The following is a 22,723-nucleotide window of genomic DNA, read 5'->3' as shown; positions in this document are numbered from 1 at the left end:
GGAACCGCCATGTCCGGGCTTGAACTGTTTGCCGCTGCGCTAGGCGTGATCGCCGTCTGGCTGACGGTCAAGCAGAACCCCTGGTGCTGGCCCATCGGCCTGGTCATGGTGCTGCTCTACAGCTGGATCTTCTACGAGGTCAAACTCTATTCCGACATGCTCCTGCAGGTGGTCTACGCCGTGCTGCAGCTCTACGGCTGGTGGCAGTGGACCCGGGGCGGCGATCAGCATCAGGGGCGTCCGGTCAGCCAGTTGCGAACCGCCGGCCTGCTCCAGGGCCTGGCCCTGGGCGCGCTGGGCAGCCTGTTGCTGGGGGCGGCCATGGCCCACTGGACCGACGCCGCGCAACCCTGGCTCGACGCTGCCCTGACCGCCTTCAGCCTGGTGGCCCAGTGGTGGATGGCACAAAAGCGCGTGCAGTGCTGGCCGCTGTGGATTGCCGTGGACGTGATCTTCGTCGGCCTGTTCCTCTACAAGGCGCTGTACCTGACCGCCGCCCTCTACGCCCTGTTCACCCTGCTGGCGGTCCAGGGCTGGCGCACCTGGCGCGCCGATCCGGCCCTGCAATCGTGAAGGTGCTGGTCCTCACCGGCCCCGAATCCAGCGGCAAGAGCTGGCTGGCGGCCGAGCTGCAAGCGCATTTTGGCGGCCTCCAGGTGGGCGAGTACGTGCGTCACTTCATCGAAGAGGAACGCCGCGACACCTGCCTGGCGGACATCCCTGTGATCGCCCGCGGCCAGTTGGCCTGGGAGGATCAGGCGCGCTCGCAGCAGCCGGCCCTGCTGATCCTCGATACGCACCTGTTGAGCAACCTGCTGTGGAGCCAGACCCTGTTCGGCGATTGCCCGGCCTGGCTGGAGCCGCAACTGCTGGCCCGCCACTACGACCTGCACCTGCTGCTATCGCCGGAGGATGTGGACTGGAGCGATGACGGTCAGCGCTGCCAGCCGCAGCTGGCGCAGCGCCTGGCCTTCTTTGCCGACACCCGGCAGTGGCTGGAGCGCCATGGGCAAGCCTATCGGGTGATTCGCGGGGACTGGCAGGCGCGCCGGCAACAGGCCTTCGCCGAGGTCCGGCAACTGCTGCAGGACTGATCCGGCAAGGCTGGCCGGGCGCCAGAGTGTCCATTTCTGAAACACCCGGCGGCGGGTCAGGCCGCTAATTAAGGGGCCTGCGCCACGCACGGGGAAAACTGTTAAGTCACTGATACACCCCCGCAGCAACCCCTGTTCCAGAGCATTTGCAAGGTTATGGCTAGTGGCCGCTATGGCGAACTGTCTCAAGCATGAAACAGTCAGGCCGCCAAACGCCGGGACGTATTCGCAAGCCCTTGAATCAGCAAGACAAATCAAAAGCGGCACGGCTTCTGCTCTCTCCCTGTCAACGCTGACTAGGGCCAGCACTGAGAAGAAGGAATGCCGCCGTGGGGACTCTGAAGCAAGGTTTCACCCGCCTACTGCTGATCGGCTGTGCCGTCAGCGCGGTGCACTGCCTTCCGGTCCTGGCGGCAGGCAATGGCCAGATCGTTCTGGAACGCCAGGTGCATCCGACCCCTGCCGGTCGTCCCCTGAATCTTGATCCCAATCCGACCACGGTCAACGCCAATCCGTCGGGGCCGGTCACCGGCACACTCAACAACGAAATGAGCGACAGCGAGTTCGCCGGTATCAACAGCGGCTCGCTGGTTCGCGGCGCCGTGATGCCCAACGGCAGCGGGGTCGCCGGCCTCAATGTGGTGACCAACCCCAATGGCCTGCCCGGCATGAGCGCTGGTCACGGTGGCGGCTCCGGGTCGTCGATCTCCGGGTCGATCAACCGCTCCATCAGCTCCGGCATGGCGCCATTGAGCAACATTGGAGGCCATTGAGATGAAGCCCTCACTGCTCTTTCTCGCCCTGCTGGCCTGCACTTCGGCCATGGCCGATAGCGCCACTCAGGTCCAGGACACCGCGACCCTGATCAACTCCGGCTCGAGCTACACCGGCAACCTCAACGTCAACCAGGCCGCCGGCGACCAGCAACAGCAGACCAACGTGCGGGCCATCGCCATCGGCACCAATGCCAAGGCCAGCACCAGCGTGACCCAGAAGATCACCACGCCAGCCGACCGCTCGGTCAATGCCAGCAGCACCATCGGCGGCCACTCTTTCAGCAACGGCAACGGCGCACTGGGTGTCAACCAGTCCTCCGGGGCCAACAACCAGATGGTCAATGCCTTGCGGATCAGCATCAGCGCCAATCCGCAAAGCATCGACGACAGCGCGCTCTCGCAGCAGAACGTCGCGCTGTTACCAAGCTCGGGCGCATCTGACCCTCAGCAAGGCAGCCGCCAGGTCGTTACCAGCGACCAGGCCTTCACCGGCAGCCGTGGGGTGATTCAGGTGAACCAGAGTGCCGGGGTGGGGAACCGCATGGCTAACACCCTGAGCATCCGGGTCGCCGATTGACCCGTCGTAGTGCAATTAGAAAGTACCAACACTTAACCAACTAATAAGCACCGGAGAAACACCATGAAACCTACAATGGCTCTCAAACCACTGGTTTTCGCACTGGCCGCAGTCATGGCAATGGCCGCTCAGGCAGGTGGTAACGAACATGGTAACAACGGCGGTCATGGCAATGGCCATGGCGATCACAACCAAGGTCCGGATCTCAACACCCTGCTGCAAATCACCGCTGGGGCCGGTGCTGCAGTAATCGACGTGCAGAACAGCAACACCAACGTGGTGAAAAATCAGGGCACCAACAACAACGCCAAGATGGACAACTCCCTGAACAACTCCAACGGCAACATGGGTGCCAACGTCGCCGCCGGCGACGGCAACCAACAAGACAATGCCGCTGCCCTGGCAACCGCTGACGAAAGCTTCATCTTCGGCAGCGCCGTGGCCGCCTCCAGCGCCACCCAGGTCAACAACAACAACTACGTGAAAAACTCGTCGACCCAAAACAATGCGACGCTCAACAGCTCCGGCAACAACGGGTCCGGCAACATCGGCATCAACGTCACCGCTGGCGACTTCAACCAACAGAAAAACAACCTGGCCATTGCCGTCTCCGGTGGTCGCGTAGCCACCGCCGCCGCCTCGGCCAACCAAGCCTCCACCAACCTGGTGGTGGATAACAAAGGTGTCCAAGCCTACAAAAAAGACACCCTCACTGGCGGCTTCGTGGCCTCCGGCACCTACAAAGGCACCGGCAGCGGCAAGATCGAAGGCGGCGACGATCACAGCGGCCATGGCTATGGCGACAACAGAGGCCACGGCAACGACGATCAAAAACTCACCTTCAAGGAACAAGGCACCATCGAACTGGCCGGCTACTGGACCCAGCAAGTGCTGACCAAAGACGGCTGGAAAAACCCAGTGGTCAACAACGCCAGCATGACCAACTCGATGAACGGCTTCTCCGGCAACGGCGGCGCCAACGTCTCGGCCGGTGTGGGCAACCAACAAAGCAACTCGCTGTCCATCGCCGCCGGCTGCAAAGCCTGCATGTAGTAGCGATCGTAACGAAAGCCCCGGAAACGGGGCTTTTCCACAGTCTCACCAGGCGTAACGATCATGCGTACTGCGATCATCATTCTACTGTTGAGCCTATGCGGCCCCGCTTACTCCGCGCAGATGGCCGTGGCCGGGCTCGCGGGCGGCGGCCTGATCTTCAAGCAAGTGCAGAGTGTGCGTGAGCGCAAATTCAGCGACATCGTCGAACAGAAGACCGACTTCAGTTGCGGTGCTGCGGCACTGGCAACCATCCTGCGTCAGGCCTACTGGCTGGACGTCAACGAAGAACAAGTGATCAAGGGCATGCTGATGAATTCGGACCAGAAGCTGGTCCAGACTCAGGGCTTCTCGATGCTTGACATGAAACGCTACGCGGAAAGCATCGGCATGCGCGCCAGGGGCTACCGGATTCCTCCGGAAAAGCTCGAGGCGGTGACCATCCCGGTGGTCGTACTGATGGAAATTCGCGGCTACAAGCACTTCGTGGTGATGCAGCGGGCCCAGAAAGACTGGGTCTATATCGGTGATCCGGTGCTGGGTCACAAACGCTACACCCATGAAGACTTCGTCAAGGGCTGGAACGGCATCGTCTTTGCCATCATCGGCCCGGGCTATGACAAGGCCAATGCCCTGCTCGACCCGCCCGCCCCGCTGACCGCGAAAAACAAGCTCGACACCTTCTATCCAGTCAAAGATGCGGAACTGATGGATTTCGGTTTCATCCAGAGCGACTTCTTCTAGGAGGAGCGCGCAACGATAAAAAAGGGGGGCAGGACGCTCCGGGAGCAGCAGATGAAGACTACATACTGGCTGGCAGCGGCCTGTCTGGCAGCAGCGCTTCCAGCCCATGCTGGTTTCAAACCCATCGAAGTTCAGGACCAGGAACTCTCACAACTGCGTGGCCGCTATGTGATGCCGGGACGGATCATCAGTTTCGGCATCGTCATGAGCAGTACCTGGCGCAATGCCAGCGGCGACCTGATTGGCGCCACCAGTACCCTGCAGATCCAGCAATCCACCGTCACCCCGCAATTCTACGTCACCACCATCAGCCAGACCGGCAACGGCAGTACCCCCTCTCAAGGCTCCGGCAACGTGATCGGTGGCGCCGGCCTGGGCACCGGCCAGGGCGTGACCCAGGTGGTGCGCGCCGCCGGCGACGGCAACAGCGCCTACAACAACGTCAGTATCAATGTCAGCGAAGCCAACCAGGCGCCCGGCCTGAGCAGCAACCCCGGCCAGGCCCTACTCAGTGGCCAGACCATCTCCGGCAGCAATGCCGCTGGCAGTGTCTCGGTGTCGGCGATCAATGGCGGGATCCAGATGGCCATTCTGGCCAGTGCCAACCAGGGTGGCACCTTGCAGCAGGTGGGCCAGGGCAACGTCCTGCAGAACACCCGGCTGCTGGGCAACAGCAACCTGGTCAACAACCTGACCCAGCTCAACGTGGTCCTGCAAAACAACGGCCCCAGCAAAGGCGCGCTGGACTGCAACCTGACCACCCTAAATGGACTACGCAATATGAAATTCTGAACTACGCTACTTTCGACCATTGGGGTTCACAAGGGACGGTTTATTTCATGTATCGATCGGTTTCACTGCGCGCGGTTGTATGTTTGAGCACTCTATTTCCGGCGGCGGCCTTGCAAGCGGCGCCCGATGCGGACGTAGAGACCCTGAAACAAGAACTTCTGGAGCTGAAGCAACGTTACGAAGTGCAGCAGAAGGCGCTGGCAGTGCTGGAACAACGGGTACGCCAAGTCGAGGACCAGCCCGCGGCGCCGCCACCCAGGCGCCTGGCAAAATCACCCGCCGACCTCAAGGGCAATCAGCAGGTTGCCGGCAGAGGGGCCGCAGCAGCGTCTGGGGGCGCTGCGGGTGGTGCCAGCTATGGCCAGTCGCTCAAGGATGACTCGACGCCGGCGCAAAGCGTGACCAACCTCTACGACGAGGCCAGCGGCTTCTTTGGCGGAGGCAAGTTCAGCGTTGAAACGGGCATCAGCTATGCCCGCTACGACACCCGCCAACTGACCCTCAATGGCTTTCTGGCCCTGGACTCGATCCTGCTGGGCACCGTCAACCTGGACCGGATCAAGTCCGACACCTGGACCCTGGACTTGACCGCCCGCTACAACCTGGACAACCGCTGGCAGTTCGATATAAACGCGCCGGTGGTCTATCGCGAGTCGACTTACCAGTCCGGTGGCGCCAACGGCGGCAGCAGCCAATCCATCTCGGAAAGCACCGTCACTCGCGATCCGACGCTGGGTGACGTCAACGTCGGGGTGGCCTACAAGTTCCTCGACGAGTCCGACTCCCTGCCTGACGCCGTGGTCAGCCTGCGGGTCAAGGCGCCCACCGGCAAGGACCCATTCGGTATCAAGTTCATCAATCCGGACCCGGGCAACAACAACCTGGTGGTGCCTGAAAGCCTGCCGACCGGTAATGGTGTGTGGTCGGTGACTCCCGGGATCTCGCTGGTCAAGACATTCGACCCGGCGGTGCTGTTCGGCAGCCTGTCCTACACCCACAACCTGGAAGAATCGTTCGGCGACATCAGCTCCAATGCCGGGCAGAAGATCCCCGGCAAGGTGCAATTGGGCGACAGCTTCCAGATTGGCGCCGGTGTAGCCTTCGCCCTCAACGAAAAAATGAGCATGGCGTTCTCGGTATCGGATCAGATCCAAAAGAAGAGCAAGATCAAGTACACCGGCCAGGACTGGCAATCGGTGGAATCCAGCGACGCCAACGCTGCCTACTTCAACGTCGGCATGACCATTGCTGCCACCGAGCACCTGACCATCGTGCCCAACCTGTCCCTGGGCATGACCCAGGACGCACCGGACTTCACCTTCAGCCTGAAATTCCCGTACTACTTCTGATCCACCCAAAACAACAAGGCCCGCGGCGATTCCCCAATCGCCGCGGGCCTTGGCGTTTCTCCCCGCCCTAGCGGATCTGATGCTTGTGCAGCAACCGGTAGAAGGTCGGGCGCGAGATGCCCAGCACCCGGGCCGCAACGCTGAGGTTGTCGCTGTGCCGGTTAAGCACATCGCACAGGGCCTCGCGTTCGGCGCGATGCTTGTAGTCCTCCAGGGTGCCCATGGGCAGATCGTGGGCCTGGAGGCTCTGCAGCCCCAGATCACTGGCCTGAATCTGCCGCCCCTCGGCCAGCACCAGGCCCCGGCGCACCCGGTTGGCCAGTTCACGGACATTGCCCGGCCAATCGTGCTTGCCCATGGCCACCAGGGCATCCTCGCTGAAGCTGCGGGGCCGGCGGCCGGTTTCCTGACTGTAGAAATGGGCAAAGTGACTGGCGAGCATGCCCAGGTCGCCGTGACGCTCGCGCAGTGGCGCGGTGATCACCTGCAACACATTCAGCCGGTAGTACAGGTCTTCACGGAAGCGGCCAACGGCGATGGCCGCCTCCAGATCGACGTGGGTCGCCGCCAGGACTCGCACATCCACTGGAATCGGCTGGCTGCCGCCAACCCGCTCGATGTGTTTTTCCTGCAGAAAACGCAACAGATTGGCTTGCAGCTCCAACGGCAAGTCGCCGATCTCATCGAGAAACAAGGTGCCGCCATGGGCCGCCTCGATGCGCCCGACCTTGCGCTGATGGGCCCCGGTAAAGGCGCCCTTTTCATGGCCGAAGAGCTCGGACTGGATCAGGTGCTCGGGAATCGCCCCGCAGTTGATCGCCACAAAGGGCTTGTCATGACGCTGGGACTGGCGATGCAGGGTGCGCGCCACCAGCTCCTTGCCGGTGCCGCTCTCACCGCGGATCAGCACCGGCGACTCGGTGGGCGCCAATTTGCTCAGCAACTTGCGCAAGTCACGGATCGGCCGGCTGTCGCCAAGCAACTCGTGCTCGGGTTGATCCACATGAATCGAACCCTGGCCGCGCAGGCGAGCCATGCCAAAGGCCCGGCCCAGGGTGACCTGAACCCGGGACACGTCGAACGGCAGCGTATGGAAATCGAAAAACCATTCGCAGACGAAGTCGCCGACCTTCTGCAGGCGCAGCACTTCAGGACTCAACACCGCGATCCACTCGGTGCCGCTGTGGCTGATCAACTCCTTGACCGCCTCCGGACGCTCCAGATGAAAGGGCTGCAGGCGCAGCAGGCCGACATCGCAGGAACGCTCGCGGGCCGCTTCCAGGTCACAGCTGTCGACATCCCAACCTATGGTGCGCAATCCGGGTAACAGGCGATGACAGTCGTCACAAGGATCGACCACCAGCAAGCGACGCTGCACAGGAGCTTCGAGCATGAGTATTCCTTGACGCCAAAAGTTCGAAAAAGTTATTAGAAACAGTGGTTTGGCCAACCTGGCTGTAACATTAGCAAGAACTTGACGCCCGAATGTATCAATTGCTTATAGCGTCGATTACCAAAAGAACTAAGGCGCCGGCGAACGGGCTCTGCGAGCGACTGATTGTCGCAGTAGTTTTTAAAAAGCGCCGCAACTAATGGCCGGCACACAACCGCGCAGCACGAAAGTTGTAAAAACTTGTTTTCCGGTGTGACCCGATCCCCACCTCAGTGCATCAGTACACATAACCAGCCGAACGGTAAGCCCAACCGACGGCACATCATCTGATTGGGCACACAGAGAGAAGACCCCATGAACGCCCCGCTCCGTAGAAACGAAGCACTTTTGATCGCCGACCGCGCATTCAAGCCATTTCAATGCGTGGCCTGGGCCCCACAGGACGGGAACGGCGAACTGAGCCTGACCGTCATCGACCGTACCAGCACTCGTATCGGCCAGACCCGTATTCCCACCAGCGCCTACTCCGATCCGGCCCAGCTCGAAGACCTGCTCAAGCAAGCCCGGGCTGAACTGAGCCAGGAAGGTTATATCTTGCAGTCCTGGGCCATGCCCAAGTAAGCGATGCGATTAACGGATCACCCCAAGGGGTGATCCGTTATTCAAGACAAACAACTAAGCACCCTATCTATTCCCACTCCCGCGACAACTTCCACGCCCTGCCCCTGATTGTTTCTGCTGTTATGAACCGCGCATCGCGAAACATGTTTCTGGCAACTAGCCAGCGCACTTTGCGCGCATTTGCCCCGTGACCGCCAGCCCCGCCCCATCGACGAATTACTGAGACTGGCGGAACCGGTCAGCGCCTGTTGCGGCTAGAGCAAGCCGCCAAAACGCCGGTAGTAACTCTCGCCGACATCGGGAAGCGGACCGTCGGCGTTCTCCAGGGCGCTGGCCAGCCATTGCTCGGCCCTGGCCTGGATCAGGCGGTAGATGTTGCGGCACAGCTGGCGGGCCGCCCGTCCCTCCCAGTCCCCGGGAAGCAGCTCGTCCGGCAACTGCGGATCACGCAGCAACAGTTTGCGGTACTCGTGGATCAGCAGCAGGCGGGCCAGGAAACAGTCGGCCGGCTGCAGGTGCTCCTGCTCGCGCAGGGCCTGCCAGAGCGGGCGGAACAGCTGGATGAACTCGCTGTAATGGGCCGCCAGTTCATCGATGTTCCAGCTCTCGCGCACTTGCAGGCGCAAGGCCCTGGAACCCAGGACATCCTCGGCCGTGGTGCTAAAGACAATGGTGTCTTCCTGGGCGCCCAGTTCCAGCAAGGTGGCATTGACGTCGGCGCGATCGCTGCGCGGACAGGCCAGCAACAGCGGCGACATCGCGGCGAAGCCTTGCCACTCCAACTCCTCCCGCACCTGCTTGCGCAACTCCGGCTGCAACTGCGAGAGCATCACCAGGCACCAGGAGCCATCCCAGGCCGGCACGGCGGCGCTGTACACCCGCTTGAAGGCCTTGTCGAAACGCCGGCGACCGCTGAGGGTCAGGCTGTAATAGCTGCGACGCCCGACCTTTTCAGCGCTCAGCCAGCCCTCCTTGCTCAAACGGAAGATCGAGGTGCGGATCAGCCGCTCATTGATCCCCATGGGTTCCAGCAGTTGAATCAGGCTGCCCAGCCAGACCGTGCCGCCGTGGGGCTCGATGGCATCGCCATACAAGGTGATGATCAGCGAGCTGGCGCGGATCGGGGTCTGTTCCTGAAAGCGTTTGATCAGATGGTTCAGTGGCGCGAGGGACGACATGGACGTACCGGAAAAAAAGGAAGAAATATAGCGGGTTTCCAGGGCCAGCAGCGGCCCGAACTGTTGATGGTCGCGCTTTGCCTCATTGGCCGTGCTTGGGCCGCACCTGGCTGCCGGCAAACCGTGGCCGGTCGGCCTCCACCTGCGGCAGCGGCTCACAGACCTGCATCTGCTCCAGGCAGCGTCGGGTCAGGTGCTGGTATTCGCGGGTGCCGGCCTGTTTCCAGGCCACTTCCTGATCACTCAAGGTCCGCGTGACCCGGGCCGGCGCGCCCATCACCAGCGACTGCGGCTCGCACGCGAAGCCGGCCTTGACGAACGCCGCCGCCGAAACGAAAGAGCGCGCCGCGATCACCGCGTTGTCCATCACCACCGCGTTCATGCCCACCAGCGCATCGGCGCCGATCCGGCAACCATGCAACACCGCGCCATGGCCGATATGGCCGTTGCGCTCGACCACCGTATCGCTGTCAGGAAAACCATGCATGACGCAGGTGTCCTGCAGGTTGGCGCCCTCTTCGAGGATGATCCGCCCGAAATCCCCGCGCAGGCTGGCCAGGGGCCCGACGTAGCAGCGCGGACCGACGATCACATCACCGATCAGCACCGCCGAAGGATGGACATACGCACTGGGATCGACCACTGGAGTCAATCCATCGAGGCTGTAACACGTCATGCTCTCTCCCTGCCCTAACACTCAAAGACCATCGTTGTCGGAGCCGGCTTGCCGGCGAATGCACCAGCGCAACAGCGCGACGCGACTCAAGCCCATTACAAACCAACAGTGCCGGCATTCTGTATCAGATCATTCTCAGCACACAAGAAGGCGTGGCTGACCAGCACGCCACACACCAAGAACAGCCATGCCCCCTCATTCATCGCCTGAGCAAGCCAGCCCCTCTGCCCAGTCACACCCCCATCCTCGGCAAACAATGAGACACATTAATCTCAATCACTATTGTTTTTATGTATCGCATTGACGATATACTCGGCGAAAACCGGCTCCCCAGCCGATCCAATAATCGAGCCGGCAACCGGCCGCAACCTCCCGAAGAGGTTCACCATGCCTCAACACCTTGCAGTCCAAACCCTGAGCGGCGGCATTCGCCTGATCACCCTGCAACGTCCGCAAGCCCTCAACGCCCTGACCACCGCCCTGCTGGCGGAGCTGGCGCAGAGCCTGGCAGAGGCCGAGGCAGACCCGCAGACCCAGGTCGTGGTCCTGACCGGCAACCGCAAGGCGTTTGCCGCCGGTGCCGACCTCAAGGAAATGGCCGAACGCGACCTGATCGGCATCCTCAACGATCCGCGCCAGTCGAGTTGGGAACAGATCCGCGGTTTCCGCAAACCGCTGATTGCCGCGGTCAACGGCTTCGCCCTCGGCGGCGGCTGTGAACTGGCCATGCACGCCGACATCATCATTGCCGGCGAGGACGCGCGCTTCGGCCAACCGGAAATCAACCTCGGGATCATCCCCGGCGCGGGTGGCACCCAGCGCCTGCCGCGCACCGTCGGCAAGTCCCTGGCCATGCAGATGGTGCTCACCGGCGAAGCCATAGATGCCCGGCACGCCCTGCGCGCCGGCCTGGTGAGCGAAGTCACCCCGCCGGAGCTGGTGGTCGAACGCGCCCTGCAACTGGCCCAGCTGATCGCCAGCAAGGCGCCGCTGGCGCTGCGCCTGGCCAAGGAGGCGCTGCTCAAGGCCATGGACACCGACCTGGCCAGCGGCCTGCGTTTCGAACGCCACGCCTTTACCGTGCTCGCCGGCACCCGCGACCGCGAGGAAGGCATCGCCGCCTTTCAGGAAAAACGCCCGGCGCAGTTCTCGGGCCACTGAGAACAACCCGCACCGTCCCCTTTGCCTTGCACAGAGTGTCCCGACCATGAACTTCGCCACCATCCTGTTCTCCATTGACCAGGGCGTCGCCCTCCTCAGTCTCAACCGCCCCGAACAGCTCAACAGCTTCACCCCGCAGATGCATGGCGAGGTGCGCAGCGCGCTCAAGCAAGTGCGCAACAACCCTGAAGTGCGAGTGCTGCTGCTGACCGGTGAAGGCCGCGGCTTCTGCGCCGGGCAGGACCTGGGCGAGCGCAACGTCGCCCCCGGCGAGACCGCGCCGGACCTGGGGCAATCCATCGAACAGTTCTACAACCCGCTGGTGCGCGAGCTGCGCGACCTGCCGCTGCCGGTGATCTGCGCGGTCAACGGCGTGGCCGCTGGCGCCGGCGCCAACCTGCCCCTGGCTTGCGACCTGGTGCTGGCGGCGCGCTCCGCGAGCTTTATCCAGGCGTTCTGCAAGCTGGGGCTGATTCCCGATTCCGGCGGCACCTGGCTGCTGCCCCGGCTGGTGGGCATGGCCCGGGCCAAGTCCCTGGCCCTGCTGGGCAATCGCCTGAGCGCCGAACAGGCCGAACAATGGGGGCTGATCCATCAATGCGTGGACGACGCCGCGCTGCGGGACGAAGCCCTGCGCCTGGCCCGCCACCTGGCCAGCCAGCCCACCTATGGCCTGGCCCTGATCAAGCGCAGCCTGAATGCCAGCCTGAACAACAGCTTCGACCAGCAGCTGGATCTGGAGCGCGACCTGCAGCGCCTGGCAGGCCGCAGCGCGGACTACCGCGAGGGCGTCAGCGCCTTCATGGAAAAACGCAGCCCCGTCTTCAAGGGGTGCTGAACATGGACCCACTCAGCCAAAACGCACGCATTGCCGTGATCGGTGCCGGGGCCATGGGTGCCGGTATCGCCCAGGTCGCGGCCCAGGCCGGGCATCCGGTGCTGCTGCTGGACAACCGGCCGGGAGCCGCGGCCCAGGCCATTGCCGCGATCGACCAGCGGCTCGGCCAGCGAGTCCTCAAGGGCAAGCTTGAACAGAGCGCCCTGGAGGCCATTCGCCAACGCCTGCAGCCGGCGCAAAACCTGGAGCAACTGGCAGACAGCGACCTGATCATCGAAGCCATCGCCGAACAGTTGCCGGCCAAGCAGCAACTGTTCGCCGAACTGGAAGCCCTGTGTCGCGCCGATTGCATCCTTGCCAGCAACACCTCTTCCTTGTCGATCACCGCGATGGCCGCCGGCCTGCGCCATCCACAGCGCCTGCTGGGCCTGCACTTCTTCAACCCCGCGCCGGTCATGGCCCTGGTGGAAGTGGTGCACGGCCTGGCCAGCGATCCGGCCCTGGCCCAGTGCCTGTACCGGACCATGAGCCGCTGGGGCAAGCATCCGGTGCATACCCGCTCGACCCCGGGTTTTATCGTCAACCGCGTGGCCCGCCCCTTCTACGGCGAGAGCCTGCGCCTGCTGCAGGAAGGCGCCGGAGACTGCGCCACGCTGGATGCGCTGCTGCGCGAGGCCGGCGGCTTCGCCATGGGCGCCTTCGAACTCACCGACCTGATCGGCCAGGACATCAACTACGCGGTGACCTGCTCGGTGCACTCGGCCTACTACGGTGATCCACGCTTCCAGCCGTCGCTGATCCAGAAGGAACTGGTGGACGCCGGCTACCTGGGACGCAAGACCGGCCGCGGCTTCTACGCCTACGCTGAAGACGCGCCGCGCCCGGCCGCCGCCCGACTGAGCAGCGACAGCGCCGTCGAACACTGCGTGCTGGAGGGCGACCTGGGCTGGGCCGCGCCCCTGGTCCAGCGCCTGGAAGCGCATGGCGTCCAGGTGATCCGCCGCGACGGCCGCAGCATGCTGCGGGTCGGCGAGGCGATCCTGATGCCGAGCGACGGGCGCCTGGCCGGCCAACGGGCCCGAGACGAAGGCCTGGGCAACAACCTGGTGCTGTTGGACCTGGCGCTGGACTATCGCCAAGCCAGCCGCCTGGCCATCAGTTGCTCCAGCGCGATCGCCCCCCAGGCCCTGGATCAGGCGGTTGCCCTGCTGCAGCGGGCTGGACTGCAGGTCAGTCGGCTCAGCGATACCCCGGCCCTGGCGGTATTGCGCACCGTGGCCATGCTCGCCAACGAGGCCGCCGATGCCGTGCTGCAGGGCGTGGCCTCGGCCGCGGACATCGATCTGGCCATGCGCAGCGGCGTCAACTACCCCCTGGGGCCCCTGGCCTGGGCCGACCGGCTGGGCCTGGAACCGCTGCTCAAGGTGCTGGAACACCTCCAGGGCGCCTATGGCGAGGAACGCTACCGGCCGTCCCTGCTGTTACGCCGCCATGCGGCTCAAGGGAGGGGCTTTCATGACTGCGCATGAAGCCATGGAACTGGCTCGACGCTGCGCCCAGCGTCTTTTCGAACGCGACCGGGCCAGCAACGCCATGGGCATGCGCCTGCTCTCGGTGGCCCCCGGCGCGGCGCGCCTGGGCATGACCGTCACCCAGGACATGCTCCAGGGCCACGGCACCTGCCACGGCGGCATGCTCTTCGCCCTCGCCGACTCGGCCTTCGCCATGGCCTGCAACAGCTACGACCAAGCCACGGTGGCCATGGGCTGCAGCATCGACTACATCGCACCGGCGCAGTTGGGAGACACCCTGACAGCCGACTGCCATGAACAGAACCGCAGTGGACGCACAGGGCACTATGCGGTTCGCATCGAAAACCAGCAGGGACAGCTGATTGCCCTGTTTCAAGGCAAATCCTACAAAGTGCGCGGCCCAGTGCTGACACAGGAGACAGACCATGAATGACGCACTGATCATCGACGCCGTCCGAACCCCCATCGGCCGCTACGCCGGAGCACTGAGCAGCGTGCGCGCCGACGACCTGGGGGCGATCCCCTTGCGCGAACTGCTGCGCCGCCACCCGCAGATCGACTGGAGCGAGGTCGACGACCTGATCTACGGCTGCGCCAACCAGGCCGGCGAAGACAACCGCAACGTGGCGCGCATGTCGGCGCTGCTGGCCGGGCTGCCCACCGGGGTATCGGCGGTCACCCTCAACCGCCTGTGCGGCTCCGGGCTGGACGCCGTCGGCAGCGCCGCCCGAGCGATTCGCAGCGGCGAGGCCGGGCTGGTCCTGGCCGGCGGCGTGGAATCCATGTCCCGGGCGCCGCTGGTGCTGGCCAAGGCCGAAAGCGCCTTCTCGCGCCAGGCCGAGCTGTACGACACCACCCTGGGCTGGCGCTTCGTCAACCCCTTGATGCAACAGCAATACGGCATTGACTCAATGGCGGAAACCGCCGAGAACGTCGCCGAACAGTTCGGCATTTCCCGCGCCGACCAGGACGCCTTCGCCCTGCGCAGTCAATTGCGGGCCAGCGCGGCCCAGGCCAGCGGCCGCCTGGCCCGGGAAATCGTTCCGGTAAGCATTGCCCAGCGCAAAGGGCCGCCACTGGAGGTCACCGTGGATGAGCACCCGCGGGCCGCAACCACCCTGGAACAGCTGCAGAAACTGCCGACGCCCTTCCGCCCTGAGGGCAGCGTCACCGCTGGCAACGCCTCGGGACTCAACGACGGCGCCTGCGCCCTGCTGCTGGCCAGCCCGGCCCTGGCCCAGCGCCATGACCTGCGGGCCCGGGGCCGGGTGGTGGCCATGGCCACCGCCGGGGTCGAGCCCAGGATCATGGGTATCGGCCCGGTGCCGGCCAGTCGCAAGGTACTGGAGCTGGCCCAGCTCAGCCTGGCGGACCTGGACGTCATCGAGCTCAACGAGGCTTTTGCCGCCCAGGCCCTGGCGGTGCTGCGCGAACTGGGGCTGGCGGACGACGACCCGCGGGTCAACCCCAACGGCGGCGCCATTGCCCTGGGGCATCCCCTGGGCATGAGCGGCGCGCGCCTGGTGACCACCGCCCTGCACGAACTGGAGCAGCGTCAGGGGCGCTATGCCCTGTGCACCATGTGCATCGGGGTCGGCCAAGGCATTGCCCTGATCATCGAGAGGCTGTAACTACTTCAGGAATTCCCCCTGCATGCACTCAGAGCCCGCTGACCGGCGGGTTGCACGACAACAACAATTCGAGTGAAACCATGAACATGCCGATTGCCCGAAGCGTGCCCGAAATACAGCTGGACCCCATGGAAACCGCCAGCATCGACCAGTTGCGCCAGCATCAGCTGGAGCGCCTGCGCTGGAGCCTGAACCACGCCTACGAGCGGGTGCCCCTGTATCGCCAGCGCTTCGACGCCCTGGGCGTGCACCCCCAGGACATCCGCCACCTGGAGGACCTGGCCCAGCTGCCCTTCACCACCAAGTCCGACCTGCGGGACCACTATCCCTACGGCATGTTCGCGGTGCCGATGCAGGAGGTGGTGCGCCTGCACGCCTCCAGCGGCACCACTGGCAAACCCACGGTGGTCGGCTACACCCGCAACGACATCGACACCTGGGCCCAGGTGGTGGCGCGCTCGATCCGCGCCGCCGGCGGCCAACCGGGGGACAAGGTGCACATCTCCTACGGCTACGGCCTGTTCACCGGCGGCCTGGGAGCGCATTACGGCGCCGAGCGCCTGGGCTGCACGGTGATCCCCATGTCCGGCGGCCAGACCGAAAAGCAGGTGCAACTGATCAAGGATTTCCAGCCGGACATCATCATGGTCACGCCCTCCTACATGCTCAACATCGCCGACGAGATCGAACGCCAGGGCGTGGATCCGCAGCAACTGGCACTGCGCCTGGGGATCTTCGGCGCCGAGCCCTGGACCGATGAGCTGCGCGGCGCCATCGAGCGGCGCCTGGGCATCAGCGCCCTGGACATCTATGGCCTGTCGGAAATCATTGGTCCCGGGGTGGCCATGGAATGCGCCGAAACCCGCGACGGGCCGACCCTGTGGGAAGACCACTTCTATCCCGAGATCATCGATCCGCTGACCGGCCAGGTCCTGCCCGATGGGGAAATGGGCGAACTGGTGCTCACCTCCCTGACCAAGGAGGCGCTGCCGATGATCCGCTACCGCACCCGCGACCTGACCCGCCTGCTACCGGGAACGGCACGCCCCATGCGGCGCATCGACAAGATCACCGGCCGCAGCGACGACATGCTGATCATTCGCGGGGTCAACGTGTTCCCCACCCAGGTCGAGGAGCTGGTGCTCAAGGCCGAGCACCTGGCGCCCTGCTACGAGATCCACCTGTACCGCCACGGCAACCTCGACAGCGTCGACATCCACGTCGAGCTCAAGGGCGAGCACCAGCACCTGGGGGACCAGCAGCAGCGGGCCATCTGCAGCGAGCTGAGTCGCCACATAAAGAACCATATCGGCATCAGCTCGCGTATCGTTTTGCAGCCGCCTTTCAGCCTGAAACGTTCCGAAGGCAAGGCCTGCCGAGTGATCGACAAGCGCAAGTAGCGTTCATTTATTGCCAACAGCCCCGTGATCACGGGGCTTTTTTTCGCCTGAAAGCCCGGCTGGCCGGCAAAGCGACACACAAACAAAATATGACACGTTATTTTGTGTTTGATATTTATTTGTGTATCACATATAAACATCACAGCCTCACCCACACCTCAACCCGGGAGACACTGCATGTACGCACAGCTGGTAGACACGGGGGTCAAGCGCATCACGCCGCTGGCAGAAATGTCCGAGCAGGAGCGCACCTTCCAGGAAAAAATCGATGGCGAAATCAAGATCGAGGCCAAGAACTGGATGCCCGACGCCTACCGCCAGACGCTGATCCGGCAGATCTCCCAGCACGCCCACTCGGAAATCGTCGGCATGCTGCCCGAAGGCAACTGGGTCACCCGTGCCCCGACCCTCAAGCGCAAGCTGCAACTGATGGCCAAGATCCAGGACGAGGCCGGCCACGGCCTGTACCTGTACAGCGCCATGGAAACCCTGGGCGCCGACCGCGACGAGGAAATCGCCAAGCTCCACAGTGGCCGCGCCAAGTATTCGAGCATCTTCAACTACCCGACCCTGAACTGGGCCGACATGGGCGCGGTGGGCTGGCTGGTGGACGGCGCCGCCATCGTCAACCAGGTGGTGCTGCAGCGCACCTCCTACGGCCCCTACGCCCGGGCCATGGTGCGCATCTGCAAGGAAGAGAGCTTCCACCAGCGCCAGGGCTACGAAATCCTCCTGACCATGATGCGCGAGGGCAACCAGGCGCAGAAGGACATGGTCCAGGACGCCATCAACCGCCTGTGGTGGCCGGCGCTGATGATGTTCGGCCCCAGCGACGAACACTCCCCCAACAGCGCCCAGTCCATGGCCTGGAAGATCAAGCGCCAGAGCAACGACGAACTGCGCCAGCGCTTCATCGACCAGACCATCCCGCAGCTGGAGCTATTGGGCTGCACCTGCCCCGACCCGGACCTGAAGTGGAACGCCGAGCGCGGCCACTACGACTTCGGCGAGATCCAGTGGCAGGAATTCTACGAGGTGCTCAAGGGCAACGGCCCATGCAACCAGGAGCGCCTGGAAACCCGCCGCCGGGCCATCGACGACGGCGCCTGGGTGCGGGCCGCCGCCGTGGCCCACGCACAAAAGCAAAGCAACAAGAACGCCGCCTGAGCGCGCCCAGCCTGATCCGGAGTCAATGCCATGTCTGAATGGACCCTTTACGAAGTCTTCGTGCGCAGCAAGCACGGCCTCAATCACAAGCATGTCGGCAGCGTGCACGCCGCCGACGACGCCATGGCCATGACCAACGCCCGGGATCTCTATACCCGGCGCAGCGAAGGCGTGAGCCTGTGGGTCGTACCCTCGGCGCAGATCGTCGCCTCCTCCCCGGACGACAAGGACCCGCTGTTCGATCCCGCCGACGACAAGGTCTATCGCCACGCCAGCTTCTACCAGCTGCCCCCCGAAGTCGGACACATGTGAGGCTGGCCATGAACCCTGCAAACGATCTGATCAACTCCCTGCTGCGCCTGGGCGACAGCGCCCTGATCCAGGGCCAGCGCCTGTGCGAGTGGTGCGGCCGGGCCCCGGCCCTGGAAGAAGAGCTGGCGCTGATGAACGTCGGCCTCGATCTGGTGGGCCAGGCCCGCAACTGGCTGGACTACGCCGCCGAACTGCTGGCCGATGGGCGCGACGCCGATCACCTGGCGTTTCGCCGGGACGAGCGGGCCTACCGCAACCTGCTGCTGGTGGAGCAGCCCAATGGCGATTTCGCGGTGACCCTGCTCAAGCAGTTCTTCTATGACGCCTGGCACCTGGAAACCCTCAAGGGCCTGAGCCAGTCGGCGGACGCGCGGATGGCCGGGATCGCCGCCAAGGCCGTCAAGGAAGTCACCTATCACCTGCGGCGCTCCAGCGAATGGGTCGAGCGCCTGGGAGACGGCACCGAGGAAAGCCACCAGCGCATGCTGCAGGCGCTCCCGCGGCTGTGGCGCTTCACCGGCGAGCTGGTCGATATCCACGCCACTGAAGTCGCGCTGCACCGGGCCGGCCTGTGGGCCGATCCGGCCCAGGTCGCCGAGGCCTGGCGGGCCAAGGTCGAGAGCCTCTTCGCCCGGGCCACCCTGCCCGTGCCCGAGGCGCCGAGCCATTTCTATCTGGATGCACGCCGGGGCCTGCACACCGAACACCTGGGCCCGCTGCTGGCCGAGATGCAATTCCTGCCGAGGGCCTACCCCGATGCGGTCTGGTGAACTGATCGGCAGCGACCAGGGCGCAAGGGGCCTGCAACAGGGCGACCTGGACCTGGCCTGGAGCACCCTGGATCAGGTCATGGACCCGGAGGTGCCGGTGGTCAGCGTGCTCGACCTGGGCATCGTCCGCGACCTGGACTGGCAGGCCGGCCATCTGCAGGTGGCGCTCACCCCCACCTACTCCGGCTGCCCGGCCACCGAGGTGATCGAAAACGACATTCGCCAGGCCCTGGAACAGGCCGGCTTCAAGGCCCCGCGCCTGGTGCGCCAACTGACCCCGGCCTGGACCACCGACTGGATCACCGAGCGCGGTCGCCAGCGCCTGCGGGCCTACGGCATCGCGCCGCCCTCGGGCAGCAGCAAGCGCAGCCTGCTGGGGGACGCGCCCCAGGTGCTCTGCCCGCAATGCGGCAGCGCCCACAGCGAACGCCTCAGCGAATTCGGCTCCACCGCCTGCAAGGCCCTGTACCGCTGCCGTGACTGCCTGGAACCCTTCGACTATTTCAAGTGCATCTGAGCCGCCCGCGCCTCAGAGGAGAATCAGCATGAGCCAGTTCCACCGCTTGACCATCAAGGACGTTCGCAGCGAAACCCGCGACGCGGTGTCCATCGCCTTCGACATTCCCCAGCACCTGCAAGCGCAGTTCCACTTCACCCAGGGCCAGCATCTGGTGCTGCGCGCCGAGCTTGAGGGCGAGGAAGTACGGCGCTCCTATTCGATCTGCAGCGGCGTCAATGACGGCGAACTGCGCATCGCGGTGAAGCGCGTCGTCGGCGGGCGTTTTTCCGCGTTTGCCAACGAACAGCTCAAGCCCGGGCAGTCGCTGGAAGTCATGCCTCCGGCCGGCCGCTTCCATGTCGAGCTGGAGCCGAGCCGGCGCGGCCACTACCTGGCGGTGGCCGCGGGCAGCGGCATCACGCCGATCCTGTCGATCATCAAGAGCACCCTGGAAGGCGAGCCTTTGAGCCGTTTCACCCTGCTCTACGGCAACCGCTCCAGCGCCTCGGCGCTGTTTCGCGAACAGCTGGAAGACCTGAAGAACCGTTATCTGCAGCGCCTGAACCTGGTGTTCGTGTTCAGCCGCGAGCAGCAGGACATCGACCTCTATAACGGCCGCATCACCCAGGACAAATGCCAGCAACTGTTTTCCCGCTGGCTCGACGTCCAGAAACTGGACGCGGCCTTCATCTGCGGCCCCCAGGCCATGACCGAAACCGTGCGCGACAGCCTCAAGGCCGCCGGCATGGGCGCCGAGCGCATCCACTTCGAACTGTTCCACGCCGCCGGTGACAGCCAGAAGCGCCAGGCCCGGGAAGCCGCCCGCGCCCAGGACCCGCAGGTCAGCCAGATCACCGTGATCAGCGATGGCCGGGCCCTGGCCTTCGATCTGCCACGCAACAGCCTGAGCCTGCTGGATGCCGGCAACGCCCAGGGCGCCGAGCTGCCGTATTCGTGCAAGGCCGGGGTCTGCTCCACCTGCAAGTGCAAGGTCATCGAGGGCGAGGTGGAAATGGACAGCAACCACGCCCTGGAAGACTACGAAGTGGCGGCCGGCTATGTGCTGTCCTGCCAGTCCTTCCCCCTCAGCGACAAGGTGGTCCTGGACTTCGACCAGCCCTGAGCAGACCCGCCGCACGCGTGCCCCAAAACAACAACAAGAGAGAAGTGCTCATGAGCCCGCAAGAAATAGACCGCATCACCCGCCACCCGGACTTTATCCAGCTGGTCCGGCGCAAGCAGCGACTCTACTGGTCCCTGACCCTGGTCATGCTGCTGGCCTACTACGGCTTCGTGTTGCTGGTGGCGTTCCATCCCGGTCTGCTGGGCCGCTCGCTGTCCGGCGGGGCCACCAGCGTTGGCATGCCGGTGGGGGTGGCGATGATCGTCCTGGCCTTTGCCCTGACCGGTTTCTATGTCTATCGGAGCAACCGGCTGCTGGACCCGCTGAACGACAAACTCAAGCGCGAGTGCCGGTCATGAAGCGCCTCGCAGGAGCCTTCCTGCTGCCCGGCCTGCTGGCCTGGGACCTGGCCCTGGCGGCCGACGACAGCGCCCGCCCGCTGAACTGGAACGCCATCGGCATGTTCCTGGCGTTCGTCCTGCTGACCCTGGGGATCACCCGCTGGGCCGCCCTGCGCACCCGCTCGGCCAAGGACTTCTACACCGCCGGCGGCGGCATGAGCGGCCTGCAGAACGGCCTGGCGATTGCCGGCGACATGATCTCCGCCGCGTCCTTCCTCGGCATCTCGGCGATGATGTTTCTCAATGGCTACGACGGCCTGCTGTATGCCCTGGGGGTTCTGGCCGGCTGGCCGATCATCCTGTTTCTGATCGCCGAGCGCCTGCGCAACCTGGGCACCTACACCTTCGCCGACGTGGTGTCCTATCGCCTGGCCCAGACCCCGGTGCGCCTGACCTCGGCCTTCGGCACCCTGACCGTGGCCTTGATGTACCTGGTGGCGCAGATGGTCGGCGCCGGCAAGCTGATCGAACTGCTGTTCGGACTCAGCTACCTCCACGCGGTGATGCTGGTGGGCCTGCTGATGGTCTGCTACGTGACCTTCGGCGGCATGCTGGCCACCACCTGGGTGCAGATCATCAAGGCGGTGATGCTGCTCTCGGGCACCAGCTTCATGGCCTTCATGGTGCTCAAGCACTTCGGTTTCAGCACCGAGGCGCTGTTCGCCCGAGCCAGCCAGGTACACGCCAAAGGCAGCGCGATCATGGCCCCCGGCGGGCTGCTGTCAAACCCCATCGACGCCATTTCCCTGGGCCTGGGGATGATGTTCGGCACCGCCGGGCTGCCGCATATCCTCATGCGCTTCTTTACCGTCAGCGACGCCCGGGAAGCGCGCAAGAGCGTGCTCTACGCCACCGGGTTCATCGGCTACTTCTATCTGCTGCTGATCATTGTCGGCTTCGGCGCGATCGTCATGGTCGGCAGCGAGCCTGAGTATCGCGACGCCAGCGGCGCCATCATCGGCGGCGCCAACATGATCGCGGTGCACCTGGCCCAGGCGGTGGGCGGCAACCTGTTCCTGGGGTTCATCTCGGCCGTGGCCTTCGCCACCATCCTCGCGGTGGTCGCCGGGCTGGCGCTGTCCGGTGCCTCGGCGGTGTCCCACGACCTGTATGCCTGCGTGATGCGCCAAGGTCAGGCCAGCACCCAGCAGGAAATGCGCGTCTCGAAGATCGCCACCCTGTGCATCGGCGTCCTGGCGGTGCTCTTGGGGCTGTTGTTCGAATCGCAGAACATCGCCTTTCTCTCGGGGCTGGTACTGGCGATTGCCGCGTCGGTGAATTTCCCGGTGCTGTTTCTTTCCATGTTCTGGAAAGGCCTGACCACCCGGGGCGCGGTAGGCGGCAGCCTGGCCGGGCTGATTTCGGCGATTGTCCTGCTGATCCTCAGCCCGGCGGTCTGGGTCAATGTGCTGCACCACCCGCAGGCGCTGTTTCCCTACGCCAACCCGGCGCTGTTCTCCATGAGCCTGGCGTTCTTCACCGCCTGGGCCTTGTCCGTCAGCGACCGCTCGCCCCGGGCCGCCCTTGAGCGCGGCCGCTACCTGGCGCAGTTCATCCGTTCCATGACCGGCATCGGCGCTGGCGGCGCCAGCCATCACTGAGTCGCCTTCCGGCGCCCGGTACGGTGCGCCGGCCC

The 22,723-nt window shown here is 64.4% G+C and carries 25 protein-coding genes; 22 read left to right on the top strand and 3 right to left on the bottom strand.

Annotation, left to right across the window (positions count from 1 at the left end; translation table 11 throughout):
- Positions 1-9 precede the first annotated feature (9 nt).
- From pnuC to GWQ44_RS24205, 8 genes are all read left to right on the top strand, one after another.
- The gene (gene pnuC, locus GWQ44_RS24240; RefSeq protein ID WP_016968595.1) at positions 10-573 is read left to right on the top strand and encodes a nicotinamide riboside transporter PnuC; all 564 of its coding nucleotides are present in this window, start codon (positions 10-12) and stop codon (positions 571-573) included.
- The gene (locus tag GWQ44_RS24235) at positions 570-1,094 is read left to right on the top strand and encodes an AAA family ATPase (protein WP_016968596.1); all 525 of its coding nucleotides are present in this window, start codon (positions 570-572) and stop codon (positions 1,092-1,094) included. Before pnuC ends, GWQ44_RS24235 begins: the two co-directional genes overlap by 4 nt.
- A 329-nt stretch (positions 1,095-1,423) precedes the next feature.
- Positions 1,424-1,867 (top strand): hypothetical protein, encoded by a 444-nt coding sequence (locus tag GWQ44_RS24230; RefSeq protein ID WP_047304520.1) that lies wholly within the window; start codon positions 1,424-1,426, stop codon positions 1,865-1,867.
- 1 nt (position 1,868) lies between these two features.
- Entirely contained in the window at positions 1,869-2,447 is a 579-nt protein-coding gene (locus GWQ44_RS24225; protein ID WP_042942316.1) for a hypothetical protein, read from the top strand.
- Between the two features lie 63 nt (positions 2,448-2,510).
- The gene (locus GWQ44_RS24220; RefSeq protein WP_199009988.1) at positions 2,511-3,500 is read left to right on the top strand and encodes a heme utilization protein; all 990 of its coding nucleotides are present in this window, start codon (positions 2,511-2,513) and stop codon (positions 3,498-3,500) included.
- A gap of 63 nt (positions 3,501-3,563) precedes the next feature.
- On the top strand, positions 3,564-4,244 hold the full coding sequence (locus GWQ44_RS24215) for a C39 family peptidase (protein WP_016964704.1): 681 nt from the start codon (positions 3,564-3,566) through the stop codon (positions 4,242-4,244).
- A 51-nt stretch (positions 4,245-4,295) separates the two neighbouring features.
- The gene (locus GWQ44_RS24210) at positions 4,296-5,036 is read left to right on the top strand and encodes a hypothetical protein (RefSeq protein WP_047304522.1); all 741 of its coding nucleotides are present in this window, start codon (positions 4,296-4,298) and stop codon (positions 5,034-5,036) included.
- Positions 5,037-5,083: 47 nt separating this feature from the next.
- Positions 5,084-6,385 (top strand): hypothetical protein, encoded by a 1,302-nt coding sequence (locus GWQ44_RS24205; protein WP_275928420.1) that lies wholly within the window; start codon positions 5,084-5,086, stop codon positions 6,383-6,385.
- A gap of 67 nt (positions 6,386-6,452) precedes the next feature.
- Here the strand turns inward: GWQ44_RS24205 and GWQ44_RS24200 are convergent, their stop codons facing one another.
- Positions 6,453-7,778 (bottom strand): sigma-54 dependent transcriptional regulator, encoded by a 1,326-nt coding sequence (locus GWQ44_RS24200; RefSeq protein WP_275928419.1) that lies wholly within the window; start codon positions 7,776-7,778, stop codon positions 6,453-6,455.
- Between the two features lie 354 nt (positions 7,779-8,132).
- On the opposite strand from GWQ44_RS24200, the gene GWQ44_RS24195 reads away from it, so the two are divergent.
- Positions 8,133-8,399, top strand: coding sequence for a hypothetical protein (locus GWQ44_RS24195; protein ID WP_042941674.1), 267 nt, complete (start codon positions 8,133-8,135; stop codon positions 8,397-8,399).
- Between the two features lie 254 nt (positions 8,400-8,653).
- Here the strand turns inward: GWQ44_RS24195 and paaX are convergent, their stop codons facing one another.
- A complete protein-coding gene (gene paaX, locus GWQ44_RS24190) occupies positions 8,654-9,577 on the bottom strand; it encodes a phenylacetic acid degradation operon negative regulatory protein PaaX (protein ID WP_047304584.1) in 924 nt (307 codons plus the stop codon).
- Between the two features lie 82 nt (positions 9,578-9,659).
- Positions 9,660-10,253, bottom strand: coding sequence for a phenylacetic acid degradation protein PaaY (gene paaY, locus GWQ44_RS24185; protein ID WP_275928418.1), 594 nt, complete (start codon positions 10,251-10,253; stop codon positions 9,660-9,662).
- A 387-nt stretch (positions 10,254-10,640) separates the two neighbouring features.
- Between paaY and paaF the strand changes: the two genes are divergently transcribed.
- From paaF to GWQ44_RS24120, 13 genes are all read left to right on the top strand, one after another.
- A complete protein-coding gene (gene paaF / locus GWQ44_RS24180) occupies positions 10,641-11,414 on the top strand; it encodes a 2,3-dehydroadipyl-CoA hydratase PaaF (protein ID WP_275928417.1) in 774 nt (257 codons plus the stop codon).
- Between the two features lie 46 nt (positions 11,415-11,460).
- Positions 11,461-12,252 carry a 2-(1,2-epoxy-1,2-dihydrophenyl)acetyl-CoA isomerase PaaG gene (gene paaG / locus GWQ44_RS24175; RefSeq protein WP_047304527.1) on the top strand — a complete coding sequence of 264 codons (792 nt, stop codon included), beginning with the start codon at positions 11,461-11,463 and terminating at the stop codon, positions 12,250-12,252.
- Between the two features lie 2 nt (positions 12,253-12,254).
- Complete coding sequence (paaH, locus tag GWQ44_RS24170) at positions 12,255-13,781, top strand: 3-hydroxyacyl-CoA dehydrogenase PaaH (RefSeq protein WP_275928416.1); 1,527 nt, start codon at positions 12,255-12,257, stop codon at positions 13,779-13,781.
- Positions 13,768-14,217 (top strand): hydroxyphenylacetyl-CoA thioesterase PaaI, encoded by a 450-nt coding sequence (gene paaI, locus GWQ44_RS24165; protein ID WP_275928415.1) that lies wholly within the window; start codon positions 13,768-13,770, stop codon positions 14,215-14,217. Before paaH ends, paaI begins: the two co-directional genes overlap by 14 nt.
- Positions 14,210-15,415 (top strand): 3-oxoadipyl-CoA thiolase, encoded by a 1,206-nt coding sequence (pcaF, locus tag GWQ44_RS24160; RefSeq protein WP_275928414.1) that lies wholly within the window; start codon positions 14,210-14,212, stop codon positions 15,413-15,415. The genes paaI and pcaF overlap by 8 nt, the downstream gene beginning before the upstream one ends.
- Before the next feature lie 80 nt (positions 15,416-15,495).
- Positions 15,496-16,815, top strand: a complete 1,320-nt coding sequence (gene paaK / locus GWQ44_RS24155; RefSeq protein ID WP_275928413.1) for a phenylacetate--CoA ligase PaaK — start codon at positions 15,496-15,498, stop codon at positions 16,813-16,815.
- A gap of 177 nt (positions 16,816-16,992) precedes the next feature.
- Positions 16,993-17,982: a 1,2-phenylacetyl-CoA epoxidase subunit PaaA gene (paaA, locus tag GWQ44_RS24150; protein WP_016965132.1), complete on the top strand. Its 990-nt coding sequence runs from the start codon at positions 16,993-16,995 to the stop codon at positions 17,980-17,982.
- 30 nt (positions 17,983-18,012) lie between these two features.
- Positions 18,013-18,294 carry a 1,2-phenylacetyl-CoA epoxidase subunit PaaB gene (gene paaB, locus GWQ44_RS24145; RefSeq protein ID WP_047304531.1) on the top strand — a complete coding sequence of 94 codons (282 nt, stop codon included), beginning with the start codon at positions 18,013-18,015 and terminating at the stop codon, positions 18,292-18,294.
- Positions 18,295-18,302: 8 nt separating this feature from the next.
- Positions 18,303-19,064, top strand: coding sequence for a 1,2-phenylacetyl-CoA epoxidase subunit PaaC (gene paaC, locus GWQ44_RS24140; protein ID WP_275928412.1), 762 nt, complete (start codon positions 18,303-18,305; stop codon positions 19,062-19,064).
- Positions 19,051-19,581, top strand: coding sequence for a 1,2-phenylacetyl-CoA epoxidase subunit PaaD (paaD, locus tag GWQ44_RS24135; protein ID WP_047304533.1), 531 nt, complete (start codon positions 19,051-19,053; stop codon positions 19,579-19,581). Before paaC ends, paaD begins: the two co-directional genes overlap by 14 nt.
- A gap of 28 nt (positions 19,582-19,609) precedes the next feature.
- The gene (paaE, locus tag GWQ44_RS24130; RefSeq protein WP_103740436.1) at positions 19,610-20,686 is read left to right on the top strand and encodes a 1,2-phenylacetyl-CoA epoxidase subunit PaaE; all 1,077 of its coding nucleotides are present in this window, start codon (positions 19,610-19,612) and stop codon (positions 20,684-20,686) included.
- Positions 20,687-20,736: 50 nt separating this feature from the next.
- Complete coding sequence (locus GWQ44_RS24125; protein WP_016963258.1) at positions 20,737-21,045, top strand: DUF485 domain-containing protein; 309 nt, start codon at positions 20,737-20,739, stop codon at positions 21,043-21,045.
- On the top strand, positions 21,042-22,688 hold the full coding sequence (locus GWQ44_RS24120) for a cation acetate symporter (protein ID WP_179601555.1): 1,647 nt from the start codon (positions 21,042-21,044) through the stop codon (positions 22,686-22,688). Before GWQ44_RS24125 ends, GWQ44_RS24120 begins: the two co-directional genes overlap by 4 nt.
- The last annotated feature ends 35 nt before the right edge of the window (positions 22,689-22,723 follow it).

It is taken from the genome of Pseudomonas sp. 3MA1 (assembly GCF_029237275.1).
Taxonomy (GTDB): Bacteria; Pseudomonadota; Gammaproteobacteria; order Pseudomonadales; family Pseudomonadaceae; genus Aquipseudomonas; species Aquipseudomonas fluorescens_AP.
The sequence above is the reverse complement of the archived record's forward strand: the minus strand, read 5'-3'. Positions and strand labels throughout refer to the sequence as shown.

Coding starts and splice junctions, on each gene's coding strand:
- pnuC (WP_016968595.1), top strand. CDS start 10: ATGTCCGGGCTTGAACTGTTTGCCGCTGCGCTAGGCGTGATCGCCGTC.
- GWQ44_RS24225 (WP_042942316.1), top strand. CDS start 1,869: ATGAAGCCCTCACTGCTCTTTCTCGCCCTGCTGGCCTGCACTTCGGCC.
- GWQ44_RS24220 (WP_199009988.1), top strand. CDS start 2,511: ATGAAACCTACAATGGCTCTCAAACCACTGGTTTTCGCACTGGCCGCA.
- GWQ44_RS24215 (WP_016964704.1), top strand. CDS start 3,564: ATGCGTACTGCGATCATCATTCTACTGTTGAGCCTATGCGGCCCCGCT.
- GWQ44_RS24210 (WP_047304522.1), top strand. CDS start 4,296: ATGAAGACTACATACTGGCTGGCAGCGGCCTGTCTGGCAGCAGCGCTT.
- GWQ44_RS24205 (WP_275928420.1), top strand. CDS start 5,084: ATGTATCGATCGGTTTCACTGCGCGCGGTTGTATGTTTGAGCACTCTA.
- GWQ44_RS24200 (WP_275928419.1), bottom strand. CDS start 7,778: ATGCTCGAAGCTCCTGTGCAGCGTCGCTTGCTGGTGGTCGATCCTTGT.
- GWQ44_RS24195 (WP_042941674.1), top strand. CDS start 8,133: ATGAACGCCCCGCTCCGTAGAAACGAAGCACTTTTGATCGCCGACCGC.
- paaX (WP_047304584.1), bottom strand. CDS start 9,577: ATGTCGTCCCTCGCGCCACTGAACCATCTGATCAAACGCTTTCAGGAA.
- paaY (WP_275928418.1), bottom strand. CDS start 10,253: ATGACGTGTTACAGCCTCGATGGATTGACTCCAGTGGTCGATCCCAGT.
- paaF (WP_275928417.1), top strand. CDS start 10,641: ATGCCTCAACACCTTGCAGTCCAAACCCTGAGCGGCGGCATTCGCCTG.
- paaG (WP_047304527.1), top strand. CDS start 11,461: ATGAACTTCGCCACCATCCTGTTCTCCATTGACCAGGGCGTCGCCCTC.
- paaH (WP_275928416.1), top strand. CDS start 12,255: ATGGACCCACTCAGCCAAAACGCACGCATTGCCGTGATCGGTGCCGGG.
- paaI (WP_275928415.1), top strand. CDS start 13,768: ATGACTGCGCATGAAGCCATGGAACTGGCTCGACGCTGCGCCCAGCGT.
- pcaF (WP_275928414.1), top strand. CDS start 14,210: ATGAATGACGCACTGATCATCGACGCCGTCCGAACCCCCATCGGCCGC.
- paaK (WP_275928413.1), top strand. CDS start 15,496: ATGAACATGCCGATTGCCCGAAGCGTGCCCGAAATACAGCTGGACCCC.
- paaA (WP_016965132.1), top strand. CDS start 16,993: ATGTACGCACAGCTGGTAGACACGGGGGTCAAGCGCATCACGCCGCTG.
- paaB (WP_047304531.1), top strand. CDS start 18,013: ATGTCTGAATGGACCCTTTACGAAGTCTTCGTGCGCAGCAAGCACGGC.
- paaC (WP_275928412.1), top strand. CDS start 18,303: ATGAACCCTGCAAACGATCTGATCAACTCCCTGCTGCGCCTGGGCGAC.
- paaD (WP_047304533.1), top strand. CDS start 19,051: ATGCGGTCTGGTGAACTGATCGGCAGCGACCAGGGCGCAAGGGGCCTG.
- paaE (WP_103740436.1), top strand. CDS start 19,610: ATGAGCCAGTTCCACCGCTTGACCATCAAGGACGTTCGCAGCGAAACC.
- GWQ44_RS24125 (WP_016963258.1), top strand. CDS start 20,737: ATGAGCCCGCAAGAAATAGACCGCATCACCCGCCACCCGGACTTTATC.
- GWQ44_RS24120 (WP_179601555.1), top strand. CDS start 21,042: ATGAAGCGCCTCGCAGGAGCCTTCCTGCTGCCCGGCCTGCTGGCCTGG.